At 42.5% G+C, this 21041-nt stretch carries 20 protein-coding genes, 1 tRNA gene and 1 other RNA gene; 16 read left to right on the top strand and 6 right to left on the bottom strand.

Translation table 11 applies throughout. The annotated features are described in order from the left end of the window. Positions 1 to 9: 9 nt before the first annotated feature. Complete coding sequence (locus NJD71_RS10500) at positions 10 to 639, top strand: hypothetical protein (RefSeq protein WP_319051916.1); 630 nt, start codon at positions 10 to 12, stop codon at positions 637 to 639. A 129-nt stretch (positions 640 to 768) separates the two neighbouring features. Here NJD71_RS10500 and NJD71_RS10495 read toward each other — a convergent pair whose 3' ends face one another. Beyond that, a complete protein-coding gene (locus NJD71_RS10495; protein ID WP_319051915.1) occupies positions 769 to 1518 on the bottom strand; it encodes a hypothetical protein in 750 nt (249 codons plus the stop codon). A gap of 145 nt (positions 1519 to 1663) precedes the next feature. Continuing rightward, the gene (locus tag NJD71_RS10490; RefSeq protein ID WP_319051914.1) at positions 1664 to 2131 is read right to left on the bottom strand and encodes an Lrp/AsnC family transcriptional regulator; all 468 of its coding nucleotides are present in this window, start codon (positions 2129 to 2131) and stop codon (positions 1664 to 1666) included. A gap of 240 nt (positions 2132 to 2371) precedes the next feature. On the opposite strand from NJD71_RS10490, the gene rarD reads away from it, so the two are divergent. After that, the gene (gene rarD, locus NJD71_RS10485) at positions 2372 to 3394 is read left to right on the top strand and encodes an EamA family transporter RarD (protein WP_319051913.1); all 1023 of its coding nucleotides are present in this window, start codon (positions 2372 to 2374) and stop codon (positions 3392 to 3394) included. Positions 3395 to 3550: 156 nt separating this feature from the next. On the opposite strand, the gene smpB is transcribed toward rarD, so the two are convergent. Further along, the gene (gene smpB, locus NJD71_RS10480) at positions 3551 to 4027 is read right to left on the bottom strand and encodes an SsrA-binding protein SmpB (RefSeq protein WP_057758370.1); all 477 of its coding nucleotides are present in this window, start codon (positions 4025 to 4027) and stop codon (positions 3551 to 3553) included. A 251-nt stretch (positions 4028 to 4278) separates the two neighbouring features. Here smpB and coaD point away from each other — a divergent pair, with 251 nt between their 5' ends. The 12 genes from coaD to recO all read left to right on the top strand — a co-directional run bounded on the left by coaD (position 4279) and on the right by recO (position 14655). Continuing rightward, positions 4279 to 4797, top strand: coding sequence for a pantetheine-phosphate adenylyltransferase (gene coaD, locus NJD71_RS10475; RefSeq protein ID WP_319051912.1), 519 nt, complete (start codon positions 4279 to 4281; stop codon positions 4795 to 4797). A 94-nt stretch (positions 4798 to 4891) separates the two neighbouring features. Next, on the top strand, positions 4892 to 5140 hold the full coding sequence (locus NJD71_RS10470) for a YfhL family 4Fe-4S dicluster ferredoxin (RefSeq protein WP_319051910.1): 249 nt from the start codon (positions 4892 to 4894) through the stop codon (positions 5138 to 5140). Between the two features lie 55 nt (positions 5141 to 5195). Next, on the top strand, positions 5196 to 6533 hold the full coding sequence (bioA, locus tag NJD71_RS10465) for an adenosylmethionine--8-amino-7-oxononanoate transaminase (protein ID WP_319051909.1): 1338 nt from the start codon (positions 5196 to 5198) through the stop codon (positions 6531 to 6533). Further along, positions 6530 to 7258, top strand: a complete 729-nt coding sequence (gene bioD, locus NJD71_RS10460; protein WP_319051908.1) for a dethiobiotin synthase — start codon at positions 6530 to 6532, stop codon at positions 7256 to 7258. The genes bioA and bioD overlap by 4 nt, the downstream gene beginning before the upstream one ends. A gap of 74 nt (positions 7259 to 7332) precedes the next feature. Further along, positions 7333 to 7699, top strand: an RNA gene (rnpB, locus tag NJD71_RS10455) — RNase P RNA component class A. 121 nt (positions 7700 to 7820) lie between these two features. Further along, a tRNA-Met gene (locus tag NJD71_RS10450) sits at positions 7821 to 7897 on the top strand. A 379-nt stretch (positions 7898 to 8276) separates the two neighbouring features. Beyond that, positions 8277 to 10076, top strand: a complete 1800-nt coding sequence (gene lepA, locus NJD71_RS10445; protein ID WP_319051907.1) for a translation elongation factor 4 — start codon at positions 8277 to 8279, stop codon at positions 10074 to 10076. A gap of 102 nt (positions 10077 to 10178) precedes the next feature. Beyond that, positions 10179 to 11081, top strand: coding sequence for a signal peptidase I (gene lepB, locus NJD71_RS10440; RefSeq protein WP_319051906.1), 903 nt, complete (start codon positions 10179 to 10181; stop codon positions 11079 to 11081). A gap of 126 nt (positions 11082 to 11207) precedes the next feature. After that, positions 11208 to 11600 (top strand): DUF4845 domain-containing protein, encoded by a 393-nt coding sequence (locus NJD71_RS10435; RefSeq protein WP_319051905.1) that lies wholly within the window; start codon positions 11208 to 11210, stop codon positions 11598 to 11600. Positions 11601 to 11703: 103 nt separating this feature from the next. Continuing rightward, positions 11704 to 12501, top strand: a complete 798-nt coding sequence (gene rnc / locus NJD71_RS10430; protein WP_319051904.1) for a ribonuclease III — start codon at positions 11704 to 11706, stop codon at positions 12499 to 12501. Between the two features lie 351 nt (positions 12502 to 12852). Next, positions 12853 to 13818, top strand: coding sequence for a GTPase Era (era, locus tag NJD71_RS10425; protein WP_319051925.1), 966 nt, complete (start codon positions 12853 to 12855; stop codon positions 13816 to 13818). 60 nt (positions 13819 to 13878) lie between these two features. Continuing rightward, positions 13879 to 14655 carry a DNA repair protein RecO gene (gene recO, locus NJD71_RS10420; RefSeq protein WP_319051903.1) on the top strand — a complete coding sequence of 259 codons (777 nt, stop codon included), beginning with the start codon at positions 13879 to 13881 and terminating at the stop codon, positions 14653 to 14655. 46 nt (positions 14656 to 14701) lie between these two features. Here recO and NJD71_RS10415 read toward each other — a convergent pair whose 3' ends face one another. Further along, entirely contained in the window at positions 14702 to 15256 is a 555-nt protein-coding gene (locus NJD71_RS10415) for a pilus assembly FimT family protein (protein ID WP_319051902.1), read from the bottom strand. Between the two features lie 586 nt (positions 15257 to 15842). Between NJD71_RS10415 and NJD71_RS10410 the strand changes: the two genes are divergently transcribed. Then, positions 15843 to 17024: an OmpA family protein gene (locus NJD71_RS10410; RefSeq protein ID WP_319051901.1), complete on the top strand. Its 1182-nt coding sequence runs from the start codon at positions 15843 to 15845 to the stop codon at positions 17022 to 17024. 343 nt (positions 17025 to 17367) lie between these two features. Further along, a complete protein-coding gene (typA, locus tag NJD71_RS10405) occupies positions 17368 to 19218 on the top strand; it encodes a translational GTPase TypA (protein ID WP_319051900.1) in 1851 nt (616 codons plus the stop codon). 150 nt (positions 19219 to 19368) lie between these two features. On the opposite strand, the gene NJD71_RS10400 is transcribed toward typA, so the two are convergent. Then, on the bottom strand, positions 19369 to 19809 hold the full coding sequence (locus NJD71_RS10400) for a hypothetical protein (protein WP_319051899.1): 441 nt from the start codon (positions 19807 to 19809) through the stop codon (positions 19369 to 19371). A 282-nt stretch (positions 19810 to 20091) separates the two neighbouring features. Next, positions 20092 to 21030, bottom strand: coding sequence for a bifunctional DNA-formamidopyrimidine glycosylase/DNA-(apurinic or apyrimidinic site) lyase (gene mutM, locus NJD71_RS10395; protein ID WP_319051897.1), 939 nt, complete (start codon positions 21028 to 21030; stop codon positions 20092 to 20094). Positions 21031 to 21041 lie beyond the last annotated feature (11 nt).

Raw genomic sequence — 21041 nt, 5'->3', positions numbered from 1 at the left:
AGAGAGCTGATGAATACTGATACTCAATCCGTAGACCAAACGGTATCCACGATGGCAGAGGTGCTGGCAAAATACTTACATCCTGAGGAAGTACGACTGCTGAAGACGCAATGGCTACGGTATCCGGCGGTCTCTGTGAAGATGATGCAACAGTGCGTGTTGGACGCAACTAGGCGCTATCCTGAGCTACAAACGCATAAATCTGAGATTCGTAAAGGCTTTTGGGATACGCTGCAAGCGAGCAACGAGCAGATAGTGGAGACCGACAGTCAGCAAGAGACCATCGATACACCAGTACCATTGCCTCTCTCTGAGCTGGTATTGGCGTTTTATACAGTGATGGAGACGCTTCGCAGTCAATTAACGACCATCGACAGTCGTAACTTTTTTTTGACCATGCACCAAACTGTCTCGCAAGAGCGCACCTTCAAAGGGCATAGTATCAATATCAAATCATTTTTGGACGGTGATCGTCCAGCCGTACCTGACAATGAGTATCTTCTCAATAATTTGATTCAGCTTGCTTATGTTTGCTTGTGCGACGTTGCAGGACCTGTTGAGGCAGATGAGATATTGTTTCAAGCTGCACAAACGACCAAGCAAAGTTATCCAAAAGCAGTCGTCGAAAAGTTGTTTTAATAGACCAAGTGGGCGCGTTACGGTTGAGTATGGAGTACCTTTCGATAACGTGCCTTGTACAATGTGGTTTATACAATGTGGTTTAAAAATTGATATTAGAAAATGGACTACCTAATAGTTGTCAACTATCTACTCTACCAGTTGAAGCGGGAAGGTAATCACATCAAAAGCGAGTGCAAAGGGTAGCAATACCAGCTTTTGCACACCGTTTGGTCCGCTACGGGTGACCATATCTTGCTGAGTCTTTGTATAGAAGCTTACGGTATAAGGTTTGGTCAAGGCGCGATAGTTTGACTGAATGAGCCCCAAATTGCTGACTTGCGGATAGATAGCTCCTTTCACAGGCACACTGAAGCAAAAGCGCTGAGCATTCATGCGTTGATCACTTGCTGAGGTGCACTCCAAGCCATTGTTTTGCAAAAAGAACTGATAATCCGCGCGCCCAAACTCATCTTTTAGTTTGGCATAAGACAGCTTCATTTCCCCTTGAAAATAGCCATCGTTGTTTGGCACATAAAAGCTCATGTCATTATCAACTTGAATGTTTTTTTGTGTCAGATTGCTCAGTAAGCTCACCATCTCAGTCCCACCTTGGGTGAGTACGTAACTGTTCTTCTCACCCACGATCACCATCGTTGCGTTTGGCATTTTAGGTAACGCCTGCGCTGGGCGACCAAAGGCTATGATTTGATCTTCAGAGAATATCTGTTTTTCTGTATTAGTCGTGACATACTTGCCACTGTCAAGTAATGAGCTGGTAGCGCAGCCTGAGCTGGCTAGTGCTGTCGCGAACAAAGCCCCTGCTAGCATTGCTTTTGGGCGCAGTGATTTTTGTGTGGCATGCATATCCGTGCCAGTAGAGTGTGTGTCGTTAGTCATGAGTAGGCGTCCTTGTCTATAGAATGAACCATCGAGATTTTACTGCTTATCTAACTTTTACTATATCGTACAGGGATTAGCGACCACTTATCTACTTGTCACCAGAATTTATAAAAATACCGTTGCATTAGACAGATAGAGGTTATCAGTCCAACGTGATTTTGGTTCCACTCTTGGTAAAGTTCATCACAAACTGGCTTTTAAAATTACGGACATTGTTTTCGTACGTCAGTAAGCTGCGAGTGAATTGATGGTAGTCACTCATATTTTTGGCATTGACCATCAACATAAAATCAAAATCGCCCGATACTTCATAACAGCTCATGATTCGTGATTGTGCATCCATCAAGCGCTCAAACCGATGCTGCATCGACGTATTAGAGCGCTCCATTTCTATCATGACCACCGCCGTCAGACCATAGCCTACTTTGTCAGGATTGACGATGGCGACTTGTTTGGTAATTACGTCATGATCTATGAGTGCTTGTATACGCCGCTGCGCCGTTGCAATAGACACATGCACTCGCTCTGCGACAGTTTTAAGCGGTAATGTTGCATCATCTTGTAGCAAATTCAAAATAGCTTTATCAGTATTATCTAAAATATGACTCATCTCAGGATATCCTTGGTAGCAGAGAGTTTAGTGATTTTATAAAAATTATCACTAAAAATTTTAATATAAGAAAATAATGATTTATACGACAGTAATATGATATTTTTATTCATAAATAGGTTTATATAGAGATAATATATCAAAGCATCCTAGTAAAATAGACCATATCAATCAGAGCTACTCAAAAATGAGAGCCAACAATTGAGTTTCTACAATCTATTAATATCTACGGTGCTTATCATGTCTATCTCAATGCTCTCCAATGTATTCGCTAATACGCTAGCAACGACTGCTGCACGTTTGCCATTACCTGCGATTTGGACGGCAGGTAACACACAGCAACGCACTCTGATATTAGGGGTGTCTTTTGCCATATTATCCAATGTGCTATTTGGCGTCCTCTATGCGTATAGCAGTTTTTTGGCGCCGTTATCAGGGACGCAGGTTTTCATCTGGCGCATGCTCGCGATGTGGGCAGCGTTGGTCGGATACTTAATAGTGAGTGGACGTCTAGGATTGCACGTTGATAAATTGAAAGTGCTCAAAGGCACTAAGCAATGGGCTTGGTTGCTACTGCCTACACCGATATTTCTCAGCCAGTTTTGGTTGTTTATGTGGGCGCCAGTCAATGGACAAGGTGTGCAAACCGCGATGGGGTACTTCTTATTCCCACTGATGATGGTGGTGTTTGGTTGCGTGCTTTTTGGCGAAAAACTCAGTCGTTTGCAATGGCTGGCAGTAGCCTTTGCTGCATTGGGTGTGGGTAGCGAAGTTATCCGTACGCAGAGTGTTTCTTGGGCGACGCTATGGGTGTGTGGTACGTATCCTATTTATTACATTTTACGCCGCATGCAAGGAATCGGTGCTGTAACGGGATTGTTGGTCGATTTGACGATATCTGCGCCCTTTGCGTTGGCTTACTTATTCTTTTTTGCCCCAAACAGTGTAGCGCTGGTTGGCGGCTCTGTTTTCTTTATCATGATGCTAGTAGGATTGGGTGTGCTCAGCGTCTTGGCAATGAAAACTAATATTGATGCCAGTCAAATGCTACCCGTCAATGTTTACGGCATGATGAGCTATCTAGAGCCTGCGTTGCTATTTATTTTGGCAGTGACCGTGCTGGGTAATCCTTTTGAGTCAGTGATGATCTATAGCTACGGTCTGATTTGGTTAGGTATGGCGTGTTTGATTACTCATGGTGTTAGGCAATTGCGTCAGGCTAGTAGAAAGACAGCAGCATCTCTAGAAGAGCAAATGGCATAGAAAGCCACTGGCTAGATATTATAAAGATGGCTATTTTGCAAAGCCTATTTTTACCAACTAGCGTTTAAAATGATTATTTAAAAAATGTGATAGACAACAAAAAAGGACGGCTCAGTAAATATTGAGTCGTCCTTTTTTATATAGATTAAATAACGCTTAATCTAAATGCTGTTTGAAACCGCGCTGTTTATCACGTTCCCAGTCACGATCTTTTAGTGTCTTACGCTTGTCATGCTGCTTTTTACCCAATGCTAGACCAATTTGGCATTTCACCAGTGAGTTTTTCCAGTAACAAGACAGCGGTACGCAAGCATAGCCTTTTTGGTTGATTGCCCCAGACAGCTTTTCGATTTCACGACGGTTCAGCAGCAGTTTACGGGTACGAATACTGTCTGGACTAACGTGCGTTGAGCTCGACAGTAATGGCTGAATGTGCGCACCGAACAGGAAGGCTTCGTTATTGCGAAATATGACGTACGCTTCGGTAATCGTCATCTTCCCTGCACGAATGGCTTTTACTTCCCAACCTTGTAATGCCAGTCCTGCCTCAAAGGTTTCTTCGATAAAATACTCATGACGCGCTTTTTTATTGGCGCAAATCTGATTATCAGGTTTTTTTGATTTTTTTGACATAATTTCTCCATAAGGTTTGCCCGAAATGCGAGCGCCTTATCTGATCAGTCCTACTAATTCCTCATCTTAATCCAATAACTAGTCTTGTTTTTTATTTCGATTATGAGATGGATGAGTCGAACTGCCTATTGTATCAAAGCCTCTGATGAAAAGGTAAATCAGCTGTTAGGACAAATGTAGCAGATAAGTATTAAGTTTGAGCAAAATTTGCTAGCATATGGCCTAATATTACCGATTATATCAGTCATGCTATGAGCCACTCTATTTCTCCTAATTCCTCAAAGCTACATACCAAAATTCTATACCCTGGTACCTTTGATCCTATTACCAACGGTCATGTGGATTTGGTTACACGCGCCGTCAAGTTATTTGATGAGGTCGTTATTGCGGTTGCCTCAGGGCATCATAAAAAACCCCTGTTCAATTTTGAAGAGCGGGTCGCCTTGGTCGAAACCGTATTTGCAGACTTACCGCAAGTATCTGTGATTGGCTTTGAAGGGTTGCTTGTTGACTTTATGCGCGAAAAGCACGCTACGGCAGTGTTACGTGGGTTACGAGCGATGTCAGATTTTGAGTATGAATTTCAATTGGCCAACATGAACCGCGAGCTAGACGAAAACTTTGAAGCCGTATTTTTGACCCCATCTCAGAACTACTCGTTTATCTCGTCTACCATGATTCGTGAAATTGCCAAACTCGGCGGTGATGTTAATAAATTCGTCCCGCCCTGTGTCTTGCAAGCTTTTGACAAAAAATTAAATATTGAATAGTAGATGCTGACTAAACGGTTTGCTGGTAGGACTTGCCAAAATGGCAAAGAGAGACCAGTTACGCGTGAGACGATTAAAATATAAGGAGCAGTTTATGGCACTATTAATCACTGATGAGTGCATCAACTGTGATGTGTGTGAGCCCGCTTGTCCCAATGAGGCCATCTCAGAAGGCGATGATATCTATGTCATCGACCCTGATTTATGTACAGAATGTGTCGGACATTTTGAAGAGCCGCAGTGCGTGGTGATCTGTCCAGTTGACTGTATCCCTCATGATCCTGATCATGTCGAAACAGAGAGTGATTTATTGTCTAAATACAAGCGAATTACGGGTCAATAAAACATTGATAAGCGATTGATGACGTTTGGATTTACAACGTTTTAGGGACAGCACGATGACTATGGAAACAATAACCACGCAAACAACAACCAAACTCATTCAAGTAGCAAGTGAGTTCGATCAGCGACATCTTTGGCACCCATATGCCAGTCTGCCACCCACTTATTCTAATATCGTAATCGATCGCGCTGAAGGTATTTATATCATCACCGAAGATGGCACGCGTCTGATTGATGGGATGTCGTCATGGTGGGCGAGCGTCCATGGCTACAATCACCCCAAGCTAAACGAAGCGCTGACCCAGCAGTTGAGCAAAATGGCGCATGTGATGTTTGGTGGATTGACCCATCAGCCAGCTATAAATTTAGGCAAAAAGCTACTCGATATTGTTCCTGCTGGTCTCGATGCGATTTTTTATGCAGATAGTGGCAGTATTGCCGTAGAAGTGGCACTAAAAATGGCATTGCAATATCAAGTGGCTGCTAAGCGTCCATTCAAGCAGCAGTTTGCGTCAACCCATTCAGGGTATTACGGAGACACGTGGAATGCCATGAGTGTCTGCGATCCTGTTAATGGTATGCACAGCCTGTATGGCAAGCAATTACCGATGCAGCATTTCGTCCCTGCGCCGCCGCTTGGCTTAGATCGCGCATTGACAGTAGATGAGCGTGAATCATTAGCTCAGTTTTTTGTCGAGTATGGTGCGCAGCTGGCGGGATTTATCATTGAGCCAATTATTCAGGGCGCAGGCGGAATGCGTTTTTATAGTCCTGAATATCTACAATTGCTGCGTCAACTGTGTGATGAGCATGATGTGCTCTTGATTGCCGATGAAATCGCCACTGGGTTTGGGCGTAGTGGTAAATTATTTGCGTGTGAACATGCAGCTATTAGCCCTGATATCATGACCATTGGCAAAGCACTGACAGGTGGCTATATGACTTTCGCCGCAACGTTATGTACCCGTCATATTGCCGATACCATTCACAATAGTGATTATCCAGCACTGATGCATGGCCCAACCTTTATGGGCAATCCTTTAGCTTGTGCAGTGGCATGTGCATCGATTGATTTGATCCTGTCTTATGATATCGAAGCGTGTACCGCAAACATGCAGACTATTATGGGACAGCAGTTAGCGCCTGCCGCGTTATTAGAAGGTGTTGCTGAGGTTCGTTGTTTGGGCGCAGTTGCTGTGATTGAGTTGCATGACGCGGTCGATATGCCCATTTTTCAGTCTTTATTGATTGATAACGGTATTTGGGTTAGACCGTTTGGTAAATTGGTGTACATCATGCCACCTTATGTGATTACTGATGACGAGCTGACTACCTTATGCCAAGCACTCCTAAAAGTGGTGCGTACGTATTTAGAAAGCCGAGGTCAGCTATGAGCGTGCTATTTGTATCTGGCATTGATACCGATATCGGTAAAACCTATGCTACTGGACTGCTTGCTAAAGCGTTGATGCAGCAAGGTGTAAATGTCATGACACAGAAACTGGTGCAAACAGGCATCAGTAAACAAGCAAATGGCGAACTAGGCATTGCAGATGATATCTTAAGCCACCGCAAGTTGATGAAGATTCCGCTGCAGCCTTGTGATTTAGATTTTACCACCTGTCCTTATCGCTACGAGAAACCTGCCTCACCGCATCTTTCTGCTGCATTGGCAAACCAGCCCCTAGATATTCAGATGATTACTGAAGCCACCAAAGCATTGCAAGCCGATTACGATATGGTGTTATTAGAAGGAGCAGGCGGCTTATTAGTTCCCATTACTACTGAATTATTGACCTTAGATTATATTGCGGAGAAAGGCTATCCTATCGTCTTGGTTACCTCTGGCCGATTAGGCAGCATCAATCACACATTACTGAGTTTAGAAGTCATAAAATCGCGCGGCCTAACAGTGCATAGTGTGATTTATAATCATATTCATGATGACGCTGAGCAAACGGATGCTGAGATTGCAAACAGTACCATCGATTTTTTGCAAGCCTATTTGGCTTGCCATTACCCTAAAGCGCATTGGTTGCAGCTCCCATATATAGAAGTTGCTAGCACCGATACAATATCGAGCGACTGTTGTTTGTCTTTACCAAAAGATTTTATCTAAGTTATTTGTGCTGTCCTTGAAAATAAATTCAAAAGACAGTCGCAGGCCCTCATAAGTTTGCTATACTAGCGCGCTTGGTAGACTAGGCGATCGCCGCTGCACACTGGCAACAGATGAGCAGGGGAGGAAAGTCCGGGCTACATAGGGCAGCGTGCCAGCTAACGGCTGGGCAGGGTAACTTGACGACCAGTGCAGCAGAGAGTAGACCGCCTTTAGTATCTTAAGGTATTATCGGTAAGGGTGAAAGGGTGCGGTAAGAGCGCACCGCGTGAATGGCAACATCTCACGGCATGGTAAACTCCACGCGTAGCAAGACCAAATAGGCATCGGCATGGCGCGGCCCGCGTTCGATGCGGGTAGGTTGCTTGAGCGTATTAGCGATGATACGCCTAGAGGAATGATCGTCCACGACAGAACCCGGCTTATCGGTTTACCAAACCTTTTTTATTGTTTGTTGTAGTAATCGTTGCAATTAATCTGAATTACATTCGTTTTTTTGCAAAAAATGCTTATTAGGGGTTGACGACAGTCAATAGCTTGGGCATAATGTGCAGCCTAAAACGGCGATGTAGCTCAGCTGGTTAGAGCGCATGACTCATAATCGTGAGGTCAAGAGTTCAAGTCTCTTCATCGCCACCATATATAGCAGTACTAAAGAAACCAATCTATTGAGATTGGTTTTTTTTTGCTTCAAATAATGTCTTGTCTCAAAAGTTTCTAGACGTCACTGCTTAGTTAAATATCTCTTGCCGATTATCAGTCAATCTTAAACCATTGATAAATCGTCTCTCTACTACTAAAATCGCCTTACTTTGTGGTCGAAAACTGCTAGAATACTCCTTCATGCGTATGCATAAGAGTTAATGTGCTTGGCTTTGTATAGTAGGCGACGACATTATTAAAATTGACTGGATTGAGACATCTAATTCTCAACGAAGCACAAGTATCTCCAATTGTACCTGACCGCATCTGTTCTTTAGCTTCATTATTCTATCACCCTTAAATTAGTAGGCGCTTTGTGACTGCATTAGCCAATATTCGTAACTTTTCAATCATTGCCCACATTGATCATGGTAAGTCGACCCTTGCCGATCGTTTTATTCAGATGTGCGGTGCCTTGCAAGATCGAGAGATGCAGGCGCAGGTGCTCGACTCGATGGATATTGAGCGTGAGCGCGGTATTACCATCAAAGCACAGTCGGTAACGCTGTTTTATGATCACCCAAATGGTGAGCGCTATCAGCTGAACTTTATTGATACGCCCGGGCACGTTGACTTCTCATATGAAGTATCGCGCTCGTTGGCGGCTTGTGAAGGCGCGCTATTGGTCGTTGATGCGGCTCAAGGCGTAGAAGCACAGTCGGTTGCCAACTGCTACACAGCAGTAGACCAAGGTCTAGAAGTAATGGCAGTCCTCAACAAAATTGACTTGCCACAAGTAGAGCCTGAGCGTGTTATTCAAGAGATTGAAGATATCATCGGCATCGATGCAGTAGATGCACCGCGTGTCTCAGCGAAATCTGGTCTTGGTGTTGATAAATTGCTCGAAGCACTGGTTGAGTTTATTCCGGCACCGACTGGCGACCGCGAAGCACCTCTGCAAGCACTTATCATTGATTCATGGTTTGATAGCTATTTGGGCGTGGTATCGCTAGTACGCGTACGCCAAGGAACTGTGAGAAAGGGCGATAAGATTTATATCAAATCGACCGGCGATGCTCATCCCGTGAGTTCTATCGGTGTATTCACCCCTAAGCCTGTCGATACTGGCGTCTTAGAAGCAGGCGAAGTGGGCTTTATCATTGCGGGTATTAAAGATATTGCTGGTGCCCCAGTAGGCGATACGATTACGCATTCTAAAACGCCTGACGTCGATCGTATTCCAGGTTTCAAACAGATTACCCCGCAAGTATATGCAGGGATGTTCCCAGTAGATTCTAGTGATTTTGAAAAGTTCCGTGAAGCACTACAGAAATTACAAATCAACGATGCGTCGTTGTTTTTTGAGCCGGATACCTCAGATGCATTAGGCTTTGGCTTTCGTTGTGGCTTCTTGGGTATGCTACACATGGAGATTATTCAAGAGCGTCTAGAACGCGAGTATAACTTGGATTTGATCACCACTGCACCGTCTGTTATCTATGAGATCGAAAAGAAAGGCGGCGAGGTTATCTATGTTGATAATCCATCAAGACTGCCTGAGCCGAACAATATCGAAGAGTTCCGTGAGCCGATTGCGCGCTGTCAGATTCTAGTGCCGCAAGATTACCTAGGTAATGTCATGACGCTGTGCATCGAGCGCCGCGGTGTACAGGTCGATATGCGTTTTATGGGCAAGCAAGTTCAGATTATCTTTGATATTCCGATGGGCGAGGTGGTCATGGATTTCTTTGATCGTCTAAAGTCAGTCTCTCGCGGGTTTGCTTCACTAGACTATAACTTTGATCGTTACCAAGTGGATAAACTGGTCAAGGTTGACGTACTAATCAATGGCGATAAAGTTGACGCCTTGGCAATGATTGTCCATCAAGATCAAGCACGTTTCCGCGGCAACCAGCTCGTGACCAAGATGAAAGAGTTGATTCCGCGTCAGATGTTCGATGTGGCTATTCAGGCAGCTATCGGTAGTCAGATTATTGGTCGTAGTACCGTAAAAGCGATGCGTAAAGATGTATTGGCTAAGTGCTATGGTGGCGATGTATCACGTAAGAAGAAACTGCTGTCTAAGCAAAAAGCGGGTAAAAAACGTATGAAGCAAGTGGGTAATGTGGAGATTCCACAAGAAGCCTTCTTGGCTGTCCTGCAAGTAGATAGCTAAACACTAGCGTTATCTACTATAGTTTTGGTACATCACAGTTAAACGTCGTTGGTCTTATCGTCAAAGCAGCTATACAGGCAGCGTGTTAATAGGTAATTTGGTATGGATTTTGATTTTAATTTAATTTTAGTACCGTTAACTATAGGCTTAGGGATTGTATGGCTGTTGGATAAGCTTGCGCTCAAGCAACGTAAAACTCGAGGGCGGGGTCAAGAAAGCCTCTTGGTACGCTGGGCTTATGACTTTTTCCCTGTTTTGGCCGTGGTACTGGTTGTACGCTCGTTTTTGGTTGAGCCTTTTAATATTCCATCATCCTCTATGGTACCAACGTTGTATACGGGTGACTTCATTGCAGTCAACAAGTATGCTTATGGCGTCCGTTTACCACTGACTTATAATAAAGTTGTGGATATAGGTGAGCCTGAGCATGGTGACGTGGTGGTATTTCGCTATCCTGAAAACCCAAGCATCTACTATATTAAACGCTTGATTGGTTTGCCTGGTGATACGGTCAGCTACAGTCAGGGTACGATTTCTATCAATGATGTTCCTGTAGATACGCTACCTATCGATTTTGATGCAAATGCTGAATTGACGTCACAGCTCTATTTGCCAGGACAGATGGGTCCAGGTCAAGTGCTCACTGAAGAGAGTGCGGCTGCAATGGGTCAGCAAGAAGAAGATGCAGCCAAGTATTTTCAGGAAACCCAAGGTGACAACCAGCACTTAGTTCGCTATTTAGATGGTATGAACAGCGCACAGTACGCGCCTTTTTTACAACAACAATCGCCAGAAGTGGTTGATTCAGAAGGCACAGAGTGGCGTATCGAAGTACCAGAAGGTCAGTATTTTGTGATGGGTGATAACCGCGATCGTAGTGCAGATGGTCGATTTTGGGGATTTGTTCCTGATGAAAACCTAGCAGGTAAAGCCGTCTACATATGGATGCATAAACCACCTGGACTAAATTTACCGACCTTTGAGCGTAATGGTACTATTGATTAGCATTGTGAGTGCTCTATTGGTTGATTTATAGATAATAGTTTTATGCTAATATCATTGCTATCCAATTGATGGCTGTCTGATAAGTAGCCATCAAAAACAGTTATTTACCCATAGAGGAATATCATAATGCAGCAGTTATCTGGTTTGACCACGCAGCGCGGTGCTAGTGTAACCAATATCGTTCTCATTATTATGGTGCTAGGTATTTCTCTGAAGCTTATGGTAGCTATCCTACCTGCTCAAATTGGTGACTATCAGTTAACAAAGCTTTTGAGCGCAGAGCTAAAAGTAGCCAACAATAATAATGAAACAGCCAAGCAGTTCGTTGAGCGTGTGAATAAACAGCTGTCTATCAATGCTGATTATGATACCAAGGCAGAAGAAGTATTTACTTTTACCGACAAAAAAACAGGCCAATTGGCTATTCATAAAAAATACGAAGTAACCAATAATTTTTTTAGCAATGTTGATATTGTCAATCGTTTCGAAGGCAATGTTGATATGGCTGAAGCAAAGTAAGCGGCAGCAATCCAGCACAGTACTTTTATACTCTTGATATTGCCCAACGTATACTTTTATTAAACTAAATCTGTAAAACAGAAGGGATAACCACAAGCCACGCATGAAACCAACTTCGCAACATTCCCAAGCGGTTCCTACTCCCAAAAAAAATAGCACGTCTGTCGACACGCTTGTTGTTAGCTCAGAATTTATTCAGCGGTTAGCGGTATTGACGCGTAAGTTAGGCTATGTTTTTAATGACTTGAGCCTCCCAAAGCTTGCATTGACACATCGCTCATTTGACAGCAAAAAAAACTACGAGCGTTTAGAGTTTTTAGGCGACGCGCTGTTGGGTATGATTGTGGGCGAAGCGCTATACCATCGTTATCCTAATCAGAATGAAGGACGTCTCACTCGTATGCGTGCCACGCTTGTACGCCAAGAGTCACTGGTTATCATTGCACAAAACTTGGAGTTGTCTAACCATCTAATATTAGGAGTAGGTGAGCGTAAAGGTGGTGGTCGCAATCGCGCCTCTATTCTGGCTGACGCAGTAGAGTCATTGATTGGTGCTATCTACTTAGACAGTCATGATATGGATATTACTAGAAACTGCGTGCTGTCATGGTATGGAGATTTGATCGATAACGTCAACGACCAAAAAGCACTAAAAGACGCCAAAAGCCGTTTGCAAGAGTGGCTACAGTCGAAGCAGTTTGATTTGCCAAACTATGAGCTAATGGAAACGCGCGGTAATGCTCCCCATCAAATCTTTGTAGTACGCTGTCACGTCAATATCAATAACTGTCCTGATATTACTGAATCTGGTGAGAGTCGCCGTATTGCTGAGCAAAAAGCAGCAGAGCTTATGATCAATCAGCTACATAAACTTCCAGGATCAGCCAAAAAGCGTCCTTAGTGAATGGCTATCGATATCCGCAAAAATATTTTAACTGTAGAGTGTCACTTTCAAGCGAGGATACCTTGAAATGCACTGTTTAACGCCACCTTACCTATCAATCGTCTTAAAACTTTAAATATTACTGGCCGATAGCCAATAGCAACGATATAAGCAAGCTATTAAGCGATATCTGGCCAGATACAACCCCTATAGGAATACCTTATGAGCAATCGTACTGATTTGCCATCAAATGAAGAAAACAACACTAAAGACATGATCGAACATGCTGATACTGGTTTAGACCGAGACAATATCGAAATTACTGATGGCGATAGTGATAACGTAGAAGATGTCACAGTAGACAATGATATGGCGATCGAAGAGTTTTTTTCACCAAGTAATAATGCTCGCATGGCTGATGACTTCAGATCAGGTTATGTTGCGATCGTTGGACGTCCAAACGTAGGTAAATCAACGTTGATGAACCATCTGCTTGGTCAAAAGTTATCTATTACCTCACGTAAGCCACAAACGACTCGCCACCGTATTCATGGCATTTTATCGAACCATGAAATGCAAGCTGTGTTTGTTGATACGCCAGGTATTCATCGTAATGAGGTGCGTGCGATTAACGAGCGCATGAATAAAGCAGCAGTGTCTGCTTTGGTGGATGTTGATCTCGTATTATTTGTCGTTGACTCAGATCAATGGCGTGATGATGATTTGCTGACGTTGCAAAAACTTGGTGAAACCAATTTGACAGTCGTACTAGTGATTAATAAATCGGATACGCTAAAAGACAAAGGCAGTGTGTTACCGCTTATTGAAACCTTCAATGAAAGTTTCGATTTTGCTGATATTGTTCCAGTATCTGCGCTCAAAAACCAAAATTTAGATCGTCTACAAGAAGTCATTGCCTCACATCTACCAATTGCCGCACCTATCTATGATACAGAGCAAATCACTGATCGCTCAGAGCGCTTCTTGGCTAGTGAAATCATCCGCGAAAAAATCATGCGTAGTGCAGGTGATGAAGTACCCTATGACTTGACCGTACAGATTGACGCTTTTAAAGATGAACCTGCGCATACTGATCCAAAAACAGGGCGTCCACGTAAAGCATGCACTTTTATTGATGCGACTATATTTGTTGAGCGCGGTGGTCAAAAAGCTATCGTCATTGGTGATAAAGGTCAACGCATCAAGCAAGTCGGTATGGATGCGCGTAAAGATATGGAGCAGCTGTTCGATAAGAAGATTATGCTGACATTATGGGTCAAAGTAAAACGCGGTTGGTCTGATGACGAACGTGCATTGACCAGCTTGGGCTATTGATAGCGATCAAAGGGTAGTGCGGTAGTGTTACCCATATATTAAATGCTGAGGTAATAAACGATGCGTAACGAAGCGTTAATTGGCTATTTATTACATCAGCGACCTTACCAAGAAAAGCGTGCGTTGTATTATCTTTTTTCTCAGCAGCATGGTGTGATTCATGGTATTGGGAAAAAAGGCGCACCGCTATTTATGCCTTTGCAACTTTTTGCGACGGGTAAACGTGATTTAAAGACATTCAGTCAAATTCATATCACCTCGCAAACGGTCACTCAAACAGATAGTGCATTAGAAGGTAGTTTTGCCAAGACTTCACAAGCAGTACCTTACGCCAATATCAATGGTCAACACCAATATGCAGCGTTATATCTTAATGAGATACTGTGGCGGCTGTTACCTACCGAAGATCCAATGCCTATTTTGTGGCAACATTATCAAACCAGTTTAGAGCGCCTCAAGCAGTCCTTGAGTGCTAATGAGCTACGCCTATGTTTGCGCCAATTTGAAAAACATCTGTTTAATGAGCTTGGTTTTACGTTAACGCTAACACATGACAATGTCGAAGATAATATTGAGCCTGATGGTGTTTATCGGTTTTTACCTGATGTAGGTCTACTGCCTATTGCACAAAACGATACTGAATCTGAGCATTTGGAAAGTAGTACTAGCCAAACGGTTCTCAAAGGTGTGGATATTATTGAAATGGCACATCTTGGTATTGTTGAGACGACACTAAACAATTGGTCAAAGCTGCATCGGCATCTGATAGATCATTTACTTGACTATCAACCATTACAAAGTCGGCTACTATGGCAACAGCAGCAGCGTTATCAGTGAATTTATTCTTTCAAGTCATATAGTCAGCATGAGCTCTTTCGTCATGCTAGCAACCAGTAGGATGGTCTGCGTTAGGTTTGTATCTGACAATACCTGCTTGGTTGAATGATATCTGGTACATTGTCTGGTTGTAAGAAGAGGTGGGACAGTACTTGATATGTCCGAAGTGTCCTCGAGGTTTGCCGCTATCTCCCCAAAACTTAGTGTAGTGACGGTTGCTTGCTCTTAATTTTACCGTGCTGTATTTCAGGTTCAGGGTCTGTTTAGTTATTAAAGTGTCTACGTTAGGATTAAAACGTTGGTTGTCGTTCTTATCTACAAACGCCAGAAGCGTTTTATCACCATTTTTATGACATCGTTTTTCGTTTTTAGACAAACAAACTATTATATCTTGTCTACTGATATAACTTTCAGCTTTAGCCAGAGATAGTGTGTTTTCCAGCTGGCTTTTAACACGGTTTGCTTCCATGCGTGTTAATTGTGTCAAAATACTTGGCGTCGCTATAGCAGTGACAATAGCCAGCACTGAAATAGTCACCATCAATTCAATTAGAGTGAAGCCTCGACTACTGCCTGATGATATCTTATGCCGCCATTTCATAACCTGCTATGTCCTATAGTATTCAGTTATTTTAACAAATGATCTAGCCTGTCCTATAGCTTCTACCGAACGCGATGCTTAGAGGTTTTCGATTAATGTAGCTAAATGCTGCAGCTAAAGTTAGTATACAAAACTGGTGCGTTGGCAAATTTGCTTTATGCCTAGAACAATGTTGACTGTCTTAATATAAACAGAATATATACCTACTGTCAAAAAATGTTTCAATTAGTGAATTGTCCATATTAAACATAGAGAAAAATTATAAATTGTAATAAAATATGTTCAAACGATAGTTATGATCTTATCGATACCTATCGTGAACTCACATGCAATAGATAAAATTCGTAAGGTGTGTTAGTTCTGAGTAACTTAGGCAATGGATTGTGTTTTAGTTGCAACATCATCGTGTAATAATGTGTAGCTCGTTAACGAAAAACGTTGTAAACTGAATCGATAATCGCTAAGCTGCTTCTTAATTAGTTTTGCTCTGTAACTTAAATGTGTAAAAGATGTCTACTTTAAAGAAAACGTCTTGAGAATCGGTTTTGCTTAATGCATTACTAAAATTATCCTTTGGAGGAAGTCCATGAAACTGAATAAAATCGCTCTAGCACTGTTCGCTGTAACAGCGGCACCTTTAGCAGCTAATGCTGGTGTAACTATCAGCCCACTATTACTAGGTTATCATTACAGCGAAGGCGCTGATGATGATCAAGCTGAACTGTTGCAAAGCAACCAAGATAGTAATAGTTTTTACAAAGAAGACGGCTTATATACTGGTGCGGCATTGGGTATCGAATTGACTCCTTCTACTCAGTTCCAAGTAGAGTATGGTGTATCAGATACTGATGCTATTGGTCAAAATGGTTCTGATAACTTTGATGCAGAACAAGAAATGATTTCTGGTAACTTCTTGATCGGTACTGAAGAGTTTACTGGTTATACTGATAGTGCATTAAAGCCATATGTTTTAGTTGGTGCTGGTCAGTCTAAACTTGACATTGAAAACAGTGCTGGTGACAAAGTCGCAAATACTACAGACACTATCGGTAACCTAGGTCTAGGTGCTATGTATCGTATCAACGATGCACTAAGCCTACGTGGTGAAGCTCGTGCAATCCACAACTTTGATAACAACTGGTGGGAAGGCATGGCCTTGGCCGGTCTAGAAGTTGTACTTGGTGGTCATTTAGCACCTACAGTAGCAGTACCACCAATGCAAGAGCCAATGGTTGATACTACTCCAGTAGTTGTTGTTGAAGCTGACCTTGATTCTGACGGTGATGGCGTACCTGATAGCATGGATGCATGCCCAGGCACTCCAATGAATGTAGTAGTTGATGAACGCGGTTGCCCAGTACCAGTAGATATTACTGACGAGCTGAAAATGGAACTACGTGTATTCTTTGACAACGACAAATCAGCTATCAAAGCTCAATACCAGCCAGAAATCGCTAAAGTAGCAGAGAAGATGCGTGAGTATCCTAACTCTACAGCTCGTGTAGAAGGTCATGCTTCTAAGACTGGTCCTTCAGCACGTTACAACCAACGTCTATCTGAAGCTCGTGCCGTTGCTGTTAAATCTATGCTAACCAACGAATTCGGTATTGCTCCAAACCGTCTATCAACTGTTGGCTACGGTTATGACAACCCAATCGCATCAAACGACACTGAAGAAGGTCGTGCTATGAACCGTCGTGTTTATGCCATCATCACTGGTGACAAAACGATGACTGTTGAGCAAACTAAAGATATGGTTGTTCAATAAGTATTAGCTAATCAGCTGTATAGTTAAATATACGGTTACAAAAAAAGTCACCTAATGGGTGGCTTTTTTTTATTTGTGAATTGAGAAAAGTAAGTTATTTCATAAATTTATGAATCAATAATGTTATACTAGCCACCCAAACATTCTGTAAATTGACAGAATGTACATTAGCATAGCTATCTGTACGATGAATTTATCGGCATAGATATTTGATTATATTGAATTTCTTGATAGTACTTATATTGTGTTATCTAGATTTTAATATCTATCTGATTGATGATAAGAGTTTATCCAGCGGCGCTTATTGCTACTGCATTTTTTTAAGACGACACGAGCATTTTATATGGCGAACGATATCAAACACCTGCGTAACATTGCAATTATTGCCCACGTTGACCACGGTAAGACAACTTTGGTTGATAAATTATTACATCAATCTGGTACTTTTGGTGATCGTGCAAACATCGCTGAACGTGCAATGGATTCAGGTGATATTGAGCAAGAACGTGGTATTACTATTTTGGCTAAAAACACAGCTATCCGTTGGACAGATCAGACTTCAGAAACTGAATACCGTATTAACATTGTTGATACCCCAGGTCACGCCGATTTTGGTGGTGAAGTTGAGCGTGTAATGTCAATGGTTGACTGCGTATTGCTAGTTGTTGATGCTGTTGATGGTCCAATGCCTCAGACTCGTTTTGTAACGCAAAAAGCATTTGAGCAAGGTCTAAAACCAATTGTTGTCATCAATAAAATTGACCGTCCTGGCTCACGCCCTGACTGGGTAATGGATCAAATCTTTGATTTGTTTGATAACTTAGGTGCTAATGACGAACAGCTTGATTTCCCAGTTGTTTATGCGTCGGCATTGAATGGTATTGCAGGTCTAGAAGCAGACGATCTGGCTGATGACATGACCCCACTGTTCAAAACTATCGTCGATGTTGTACAGCCTCCACAAGTTGATGCTGATGCTCCTTTCCGTATGCAAATCTCAAGCCTTGATTACAACAGCTTTGTTGGTGTGATTGGTATTGGTCGTATCCAGCGTGGTAAAGTTAAACTCAACACGCCAGTGACCATTATCGATAAACATGGTAAGACACGTAATGGTCGTATTTTAAAAATAATGGGCTATCATGGTCTTGATCGTATCGATGTCGAAGATGCACAGGCGGGTGACATCGTTTGTATTACTGGTATCGATGCACTAAATATTTCTGACACCATCTGTGATCCTAATAATGTTGAAGCACTGCCACCACTAACGGTTGATCAGCCTACAGTATCGATGAACTTCCAAGTAAACAACTCACCGTTTGCTGGTCGTGATGGTAAGTTTGTGACGTCACGCAATATTCGTGAGCGTCTTGAGCGTGAGTTGATTCATAACGTGGCATTGCGTGTAGAAGATACTGAGTCTCCTGATAAATTTAAAGTATCAGGTCGCGGTGAGCTTCATCTATCTGTACTTATCGAAAACATGCGCCGTGAAGGTTTCGAGATGGGCGTATCAGGTCCAGAAGTTATCGTAAAAGAAGTTGATGGTAAGCTACAAGAGCCGTACGAAAACGTTGTTTTCGATATTGAAGAAGAGCATCAAGGTTCTATCATGGAGCAGGTCGGTCTACGTAAAGGCGAGATGACCAATATGGAGCTTGATGGTAAAGGCCGTATGCGCATTGAAGCCACGATCCCAGCTCGCGGTTTGATTGGTTTCCGCTCTGAGTTTTTAACATTGACTTCAGGTAGCGGTATCATGACGTCAAGCTTCTCACATTACGGTCCACAAAAGATCGGTGATGTTGGTGGTCGCTCTAATGGCGTATTGGTTTCTATGGCAAACGGTACTTGCTTAGGTTTTGCACTATTCAACCTACAGAAACGTGGTAAGTTATTTGCTGAGCCACAGCTTGAAGTTTACGAAGGTATGATTGTTGGTCTTAACTCTCGTAACGATGATATGACAGTTAACCCAACGACTGCTAAACAGCTTACCAACGTACGTGCAAGTGGTACCGATGAAGCATTGACGTTGACGCCAGCCGTCAAATTTACTCTTGAGCAAGCGCTTGAGTTTATTCAAGACGACGAATTGGTTGAAGTAACGCCAAAAGCGGTACGTATCCGTAAGCGTTACTTGACCGAAAGTGAGCGTAAGCGTCACGGTCGTAGCAAGAAAGGTGCTTAATATTTTAGTATCTCTAAAATAAAGCAACAAAAAAGGCTAACGTAACGTTAGCCTTTTTTTGTGTCTGTTCATAAATCGTTTGTTCACAAGCTGACAGTTCTTAAACTACCCAAAAAACCGTTAACAGTAGTAATCTATGGAATGACAGTTCTATGGCGTGACAACCACGTAATCGTTGGTATTAATCAAAATCTCTGATGGTTGATCAACGACGATACGTACAATATTATTATCAACAACCTGCGATTTATAGTAGTTGTCTTCGGCAACGGTACAGCCTAAACATCTTCCCATGGCATCCCAAGGCTCAACAAACAATTTTTGCTGCGCTTGGTCTGCATTACCCCCAATAAGTGAGAAGGGGAGACTAACGAGATACACTGCGGTACCAGCGACAGCATTAACGAGCTGTAATGGCTTGCCAACGACTGTATCAACCACCATTGTTTCGTATGAAGGACCAAAGTCAGTCTCGTCTATTTCTATGGCTGCAAAAGTAGGCTGCATACTAGCAACCATTAACCCTAAGGTAGCAACAACAGTAAAAAGATTTTGCTTAACTGTGCGTTGGGTTTTAGCTTTAACAGTCATGACGATATCCTAAGATTCATAATTAGTATGATTAATGGCTGCTGCTGTCTTCACACGAGAATAATGCGGCAACGATATACGGGTATAGTATTACAGAAAAATAAATAGCTTGCACTGTTTATGTAAGAGCTCCTTCTATTAAAGCAAGATGCACGTCAATAAGCAACAAGAATGCGCAGGATATTCTTACTGCAATAAAACATATTTTGCTCAGTTAGAGCGACTTGGTAAGAGTGCTCGCTTGAGATTAAGATAAAATAAAGCGCCATGTATAGCAAACGGTTACGCTAGCGGTTGACACTCTGGACAGTAAACACTGGCTCTACCATTGAGTTTTATATTCTCCAATATAGTATCGCAATGTAGACAGTGCTCTCCTTGGCGACCATAAACATTCAAAGTTTGCTGAAAGTAACCAGTCTGACCACTTGCTACTGTAAAATCGCGTAGCGTCGAGCCCCCAAGCTTAATAGCCTTTTTTAAGATATCTTTAATATGATCAACCAAAATATTAAGCTGTTGGTATGAGATTTGGTGAGCAGGGGTAGCGGGATGAATACCTGATAGATAAAGGCTTTCGGTCGCATAAATATTACCAACACCTACCACAACTTTTTGTTCCATGATCACTGATTTAATGGCTCGAGTGATAGATTTTTGCTGCTTGGTCGATAAGGATCTGTCCGGTTTTGTACTGAGGTTATCTTGACGACCAGAGTCAGTACGTTGAATCAACGCGTACAAATAATCTGCAGTGAACGCTTTTGAGAGTGGTTCAGGACCTAAGTGATCTAATAATTTAGCACCGTAATCTTTGTACCATAGTACTGAGCCAAAACGTCTAGGGTCATAGTAGTGTAGTTGAGACTTTGTATTGTCAGCATTGTTAAAAGTGATGATCAGGTGATCATGTTTGCGTTTATCAGTACCATAGGGATGCTGCTGCAAACTACCTGACATTCCTAAATGAACGAGCAACTGAAGTGGTGATGCTGTTTTGATGAAGGCAGATTTATCATCAACTATGACAGGTAAAAAATTGAGAACGAGATATTTTGCTCGACGCTCCACGCTATCTAACGTGTGATTCACTACACTATCTAGGTCATCTGGCATTGCCCAGCGTAATTTGGGTTGGAACACTTTTATATCAGCTACCTGTTGTCCCAGTAGCGGTGCAAGGCTGGTTTTGGTCGTTTCTACTTCTGGCAATTCAGGCATAGTATTCTTAT

Origin of the sequence: Psychrobacter sp. PP-21 (assembly GCF_033790785.1) — a bacterium.
Lineage (GTDB): Bacteria > Pseudomonadota > Gammaproteobacteria > Pseudomonadales > Moraxellaceae > Psychrobacter.
This window is presented reverse-complemented; position numbering and strand designations above follow the sequence as displayed.

Coding starts and splice junctions, on each gene's coding strand:
- NJD71_RS10410 (WP_319051901.1), top strand. CDS start 15,843: ATGAAACTGAATAAAATCGCTCTAGCACTGTTCGCTGTAACAGCGGCA.
- mutM (WP_319051897.1), bottom strand. CDS start 21,030: ATGCCTGAATTGCCAGAAGTAGAAACGACCAAAACCAGCCTTGCACCG.
- NJD71_RS10495 (WP_319051915.1), bottom strand. CDS start 1,518: ATGACTAACGACACACACTCTACTGGCACGGATATGCATGCCACACAA.
- rarD (WP_319051913.1), top strand. CDS start 2,372: ATGTCTATCTCAATGCTCTCCAATGTATTCGCTAATACGCTAGCAACG.
- bioA (WP_319051909.1), top strand. CDS start 5,196: ATGACTATGGAAACAATAACCACGCAAACAACAACCAAACTCATTCAA.
- smpB (WP_057758370.1), bottom strand. CDS start 4,027: ATGTCAAAAAAATCAAAAAAACCTGATAATCAGATTTGCGCCAATAAA.
- NJD71_RS10470 (WP_319051910.1), top strand. CDS start 4,892: ATGGCACTATTAATCACTGATGAGTGCATCAACTGTGATGTGTGTGAG.
- NJD71_RS10490 (WP_319051914.1), bottom strand. CDS start 2,131: ATGAGTCATATTTTAGATAATACTGATAAAGCTATTTTGAATTTGCTA.
- coaD (WP_319051912.1), top strand. CDS start 4,279: ATGAGCCACTCTATTTCTCCTAATTCCTCAAAGCTACATACCAAAATT.
- NJD71_RS10500 (WP_319051916.1), top strand. CDS start 10: ATGAATACTGATACTCAATCCGTAGACCAAACGGTATCCACGATGGCA.
- NJD71_RS10435 (WP_319051905.1), top strand. CDS start 11,208: ATGCAGCAGTTATCTGGTTTGACCACGCAGCGCGGTGCTAGTGTAACC.
- lepB (WP_319051906.1), top strand. CDS start 10,179: ATGGATTTTGATTTTAATTTAATTTTAGTACCGTTAACTATAGGCTTA.
- NJD71_RS10400 (WP_319051899.1), bottom strand. CDS start 19,809: ATGACTGTTAAAGCTAAAACCCAACGCACAGTTAAGCAAAATCTTTTT.
- era (WP_319051925.1), top strand. CDS start 12,853: ATGGCGATCGAAGAGTTTTTTTCACCAAGTAATAATGCTCGCATGGCT.
- NJD71_RS10415 (WP_319051902.1), bottom strand. CDS start 15,256: ATGAAATGGCGGCATAAGATATCATCAGGCAGTAGTCGAGGCTTCACT.
- rnc (WP_319051904.1), top strand. CDS start 11,704: ATGAAACCAACTTCGCAACATTCCCAAGCGGTTCCTACTCCCAAAAAA.
- typA (WP_319051900.1), top strand. CDS start 17,368: ATGGCGAACGATATCAAACACCTGCGTAACATTGCAATTATTGCCCAC.
- bioD (WP_319051908.1), top strand. CDS start 6,530: ATGAGCGTGCTATTTGTATCTGGCATTGATACCGATATCGGTAAAACC.
- recO (WP_319051903.1), top strand. CDS start 13,879: ATGCGTAACGAAGCGTTAATTGGCTATTTATTACATCAGCGACCTTAC.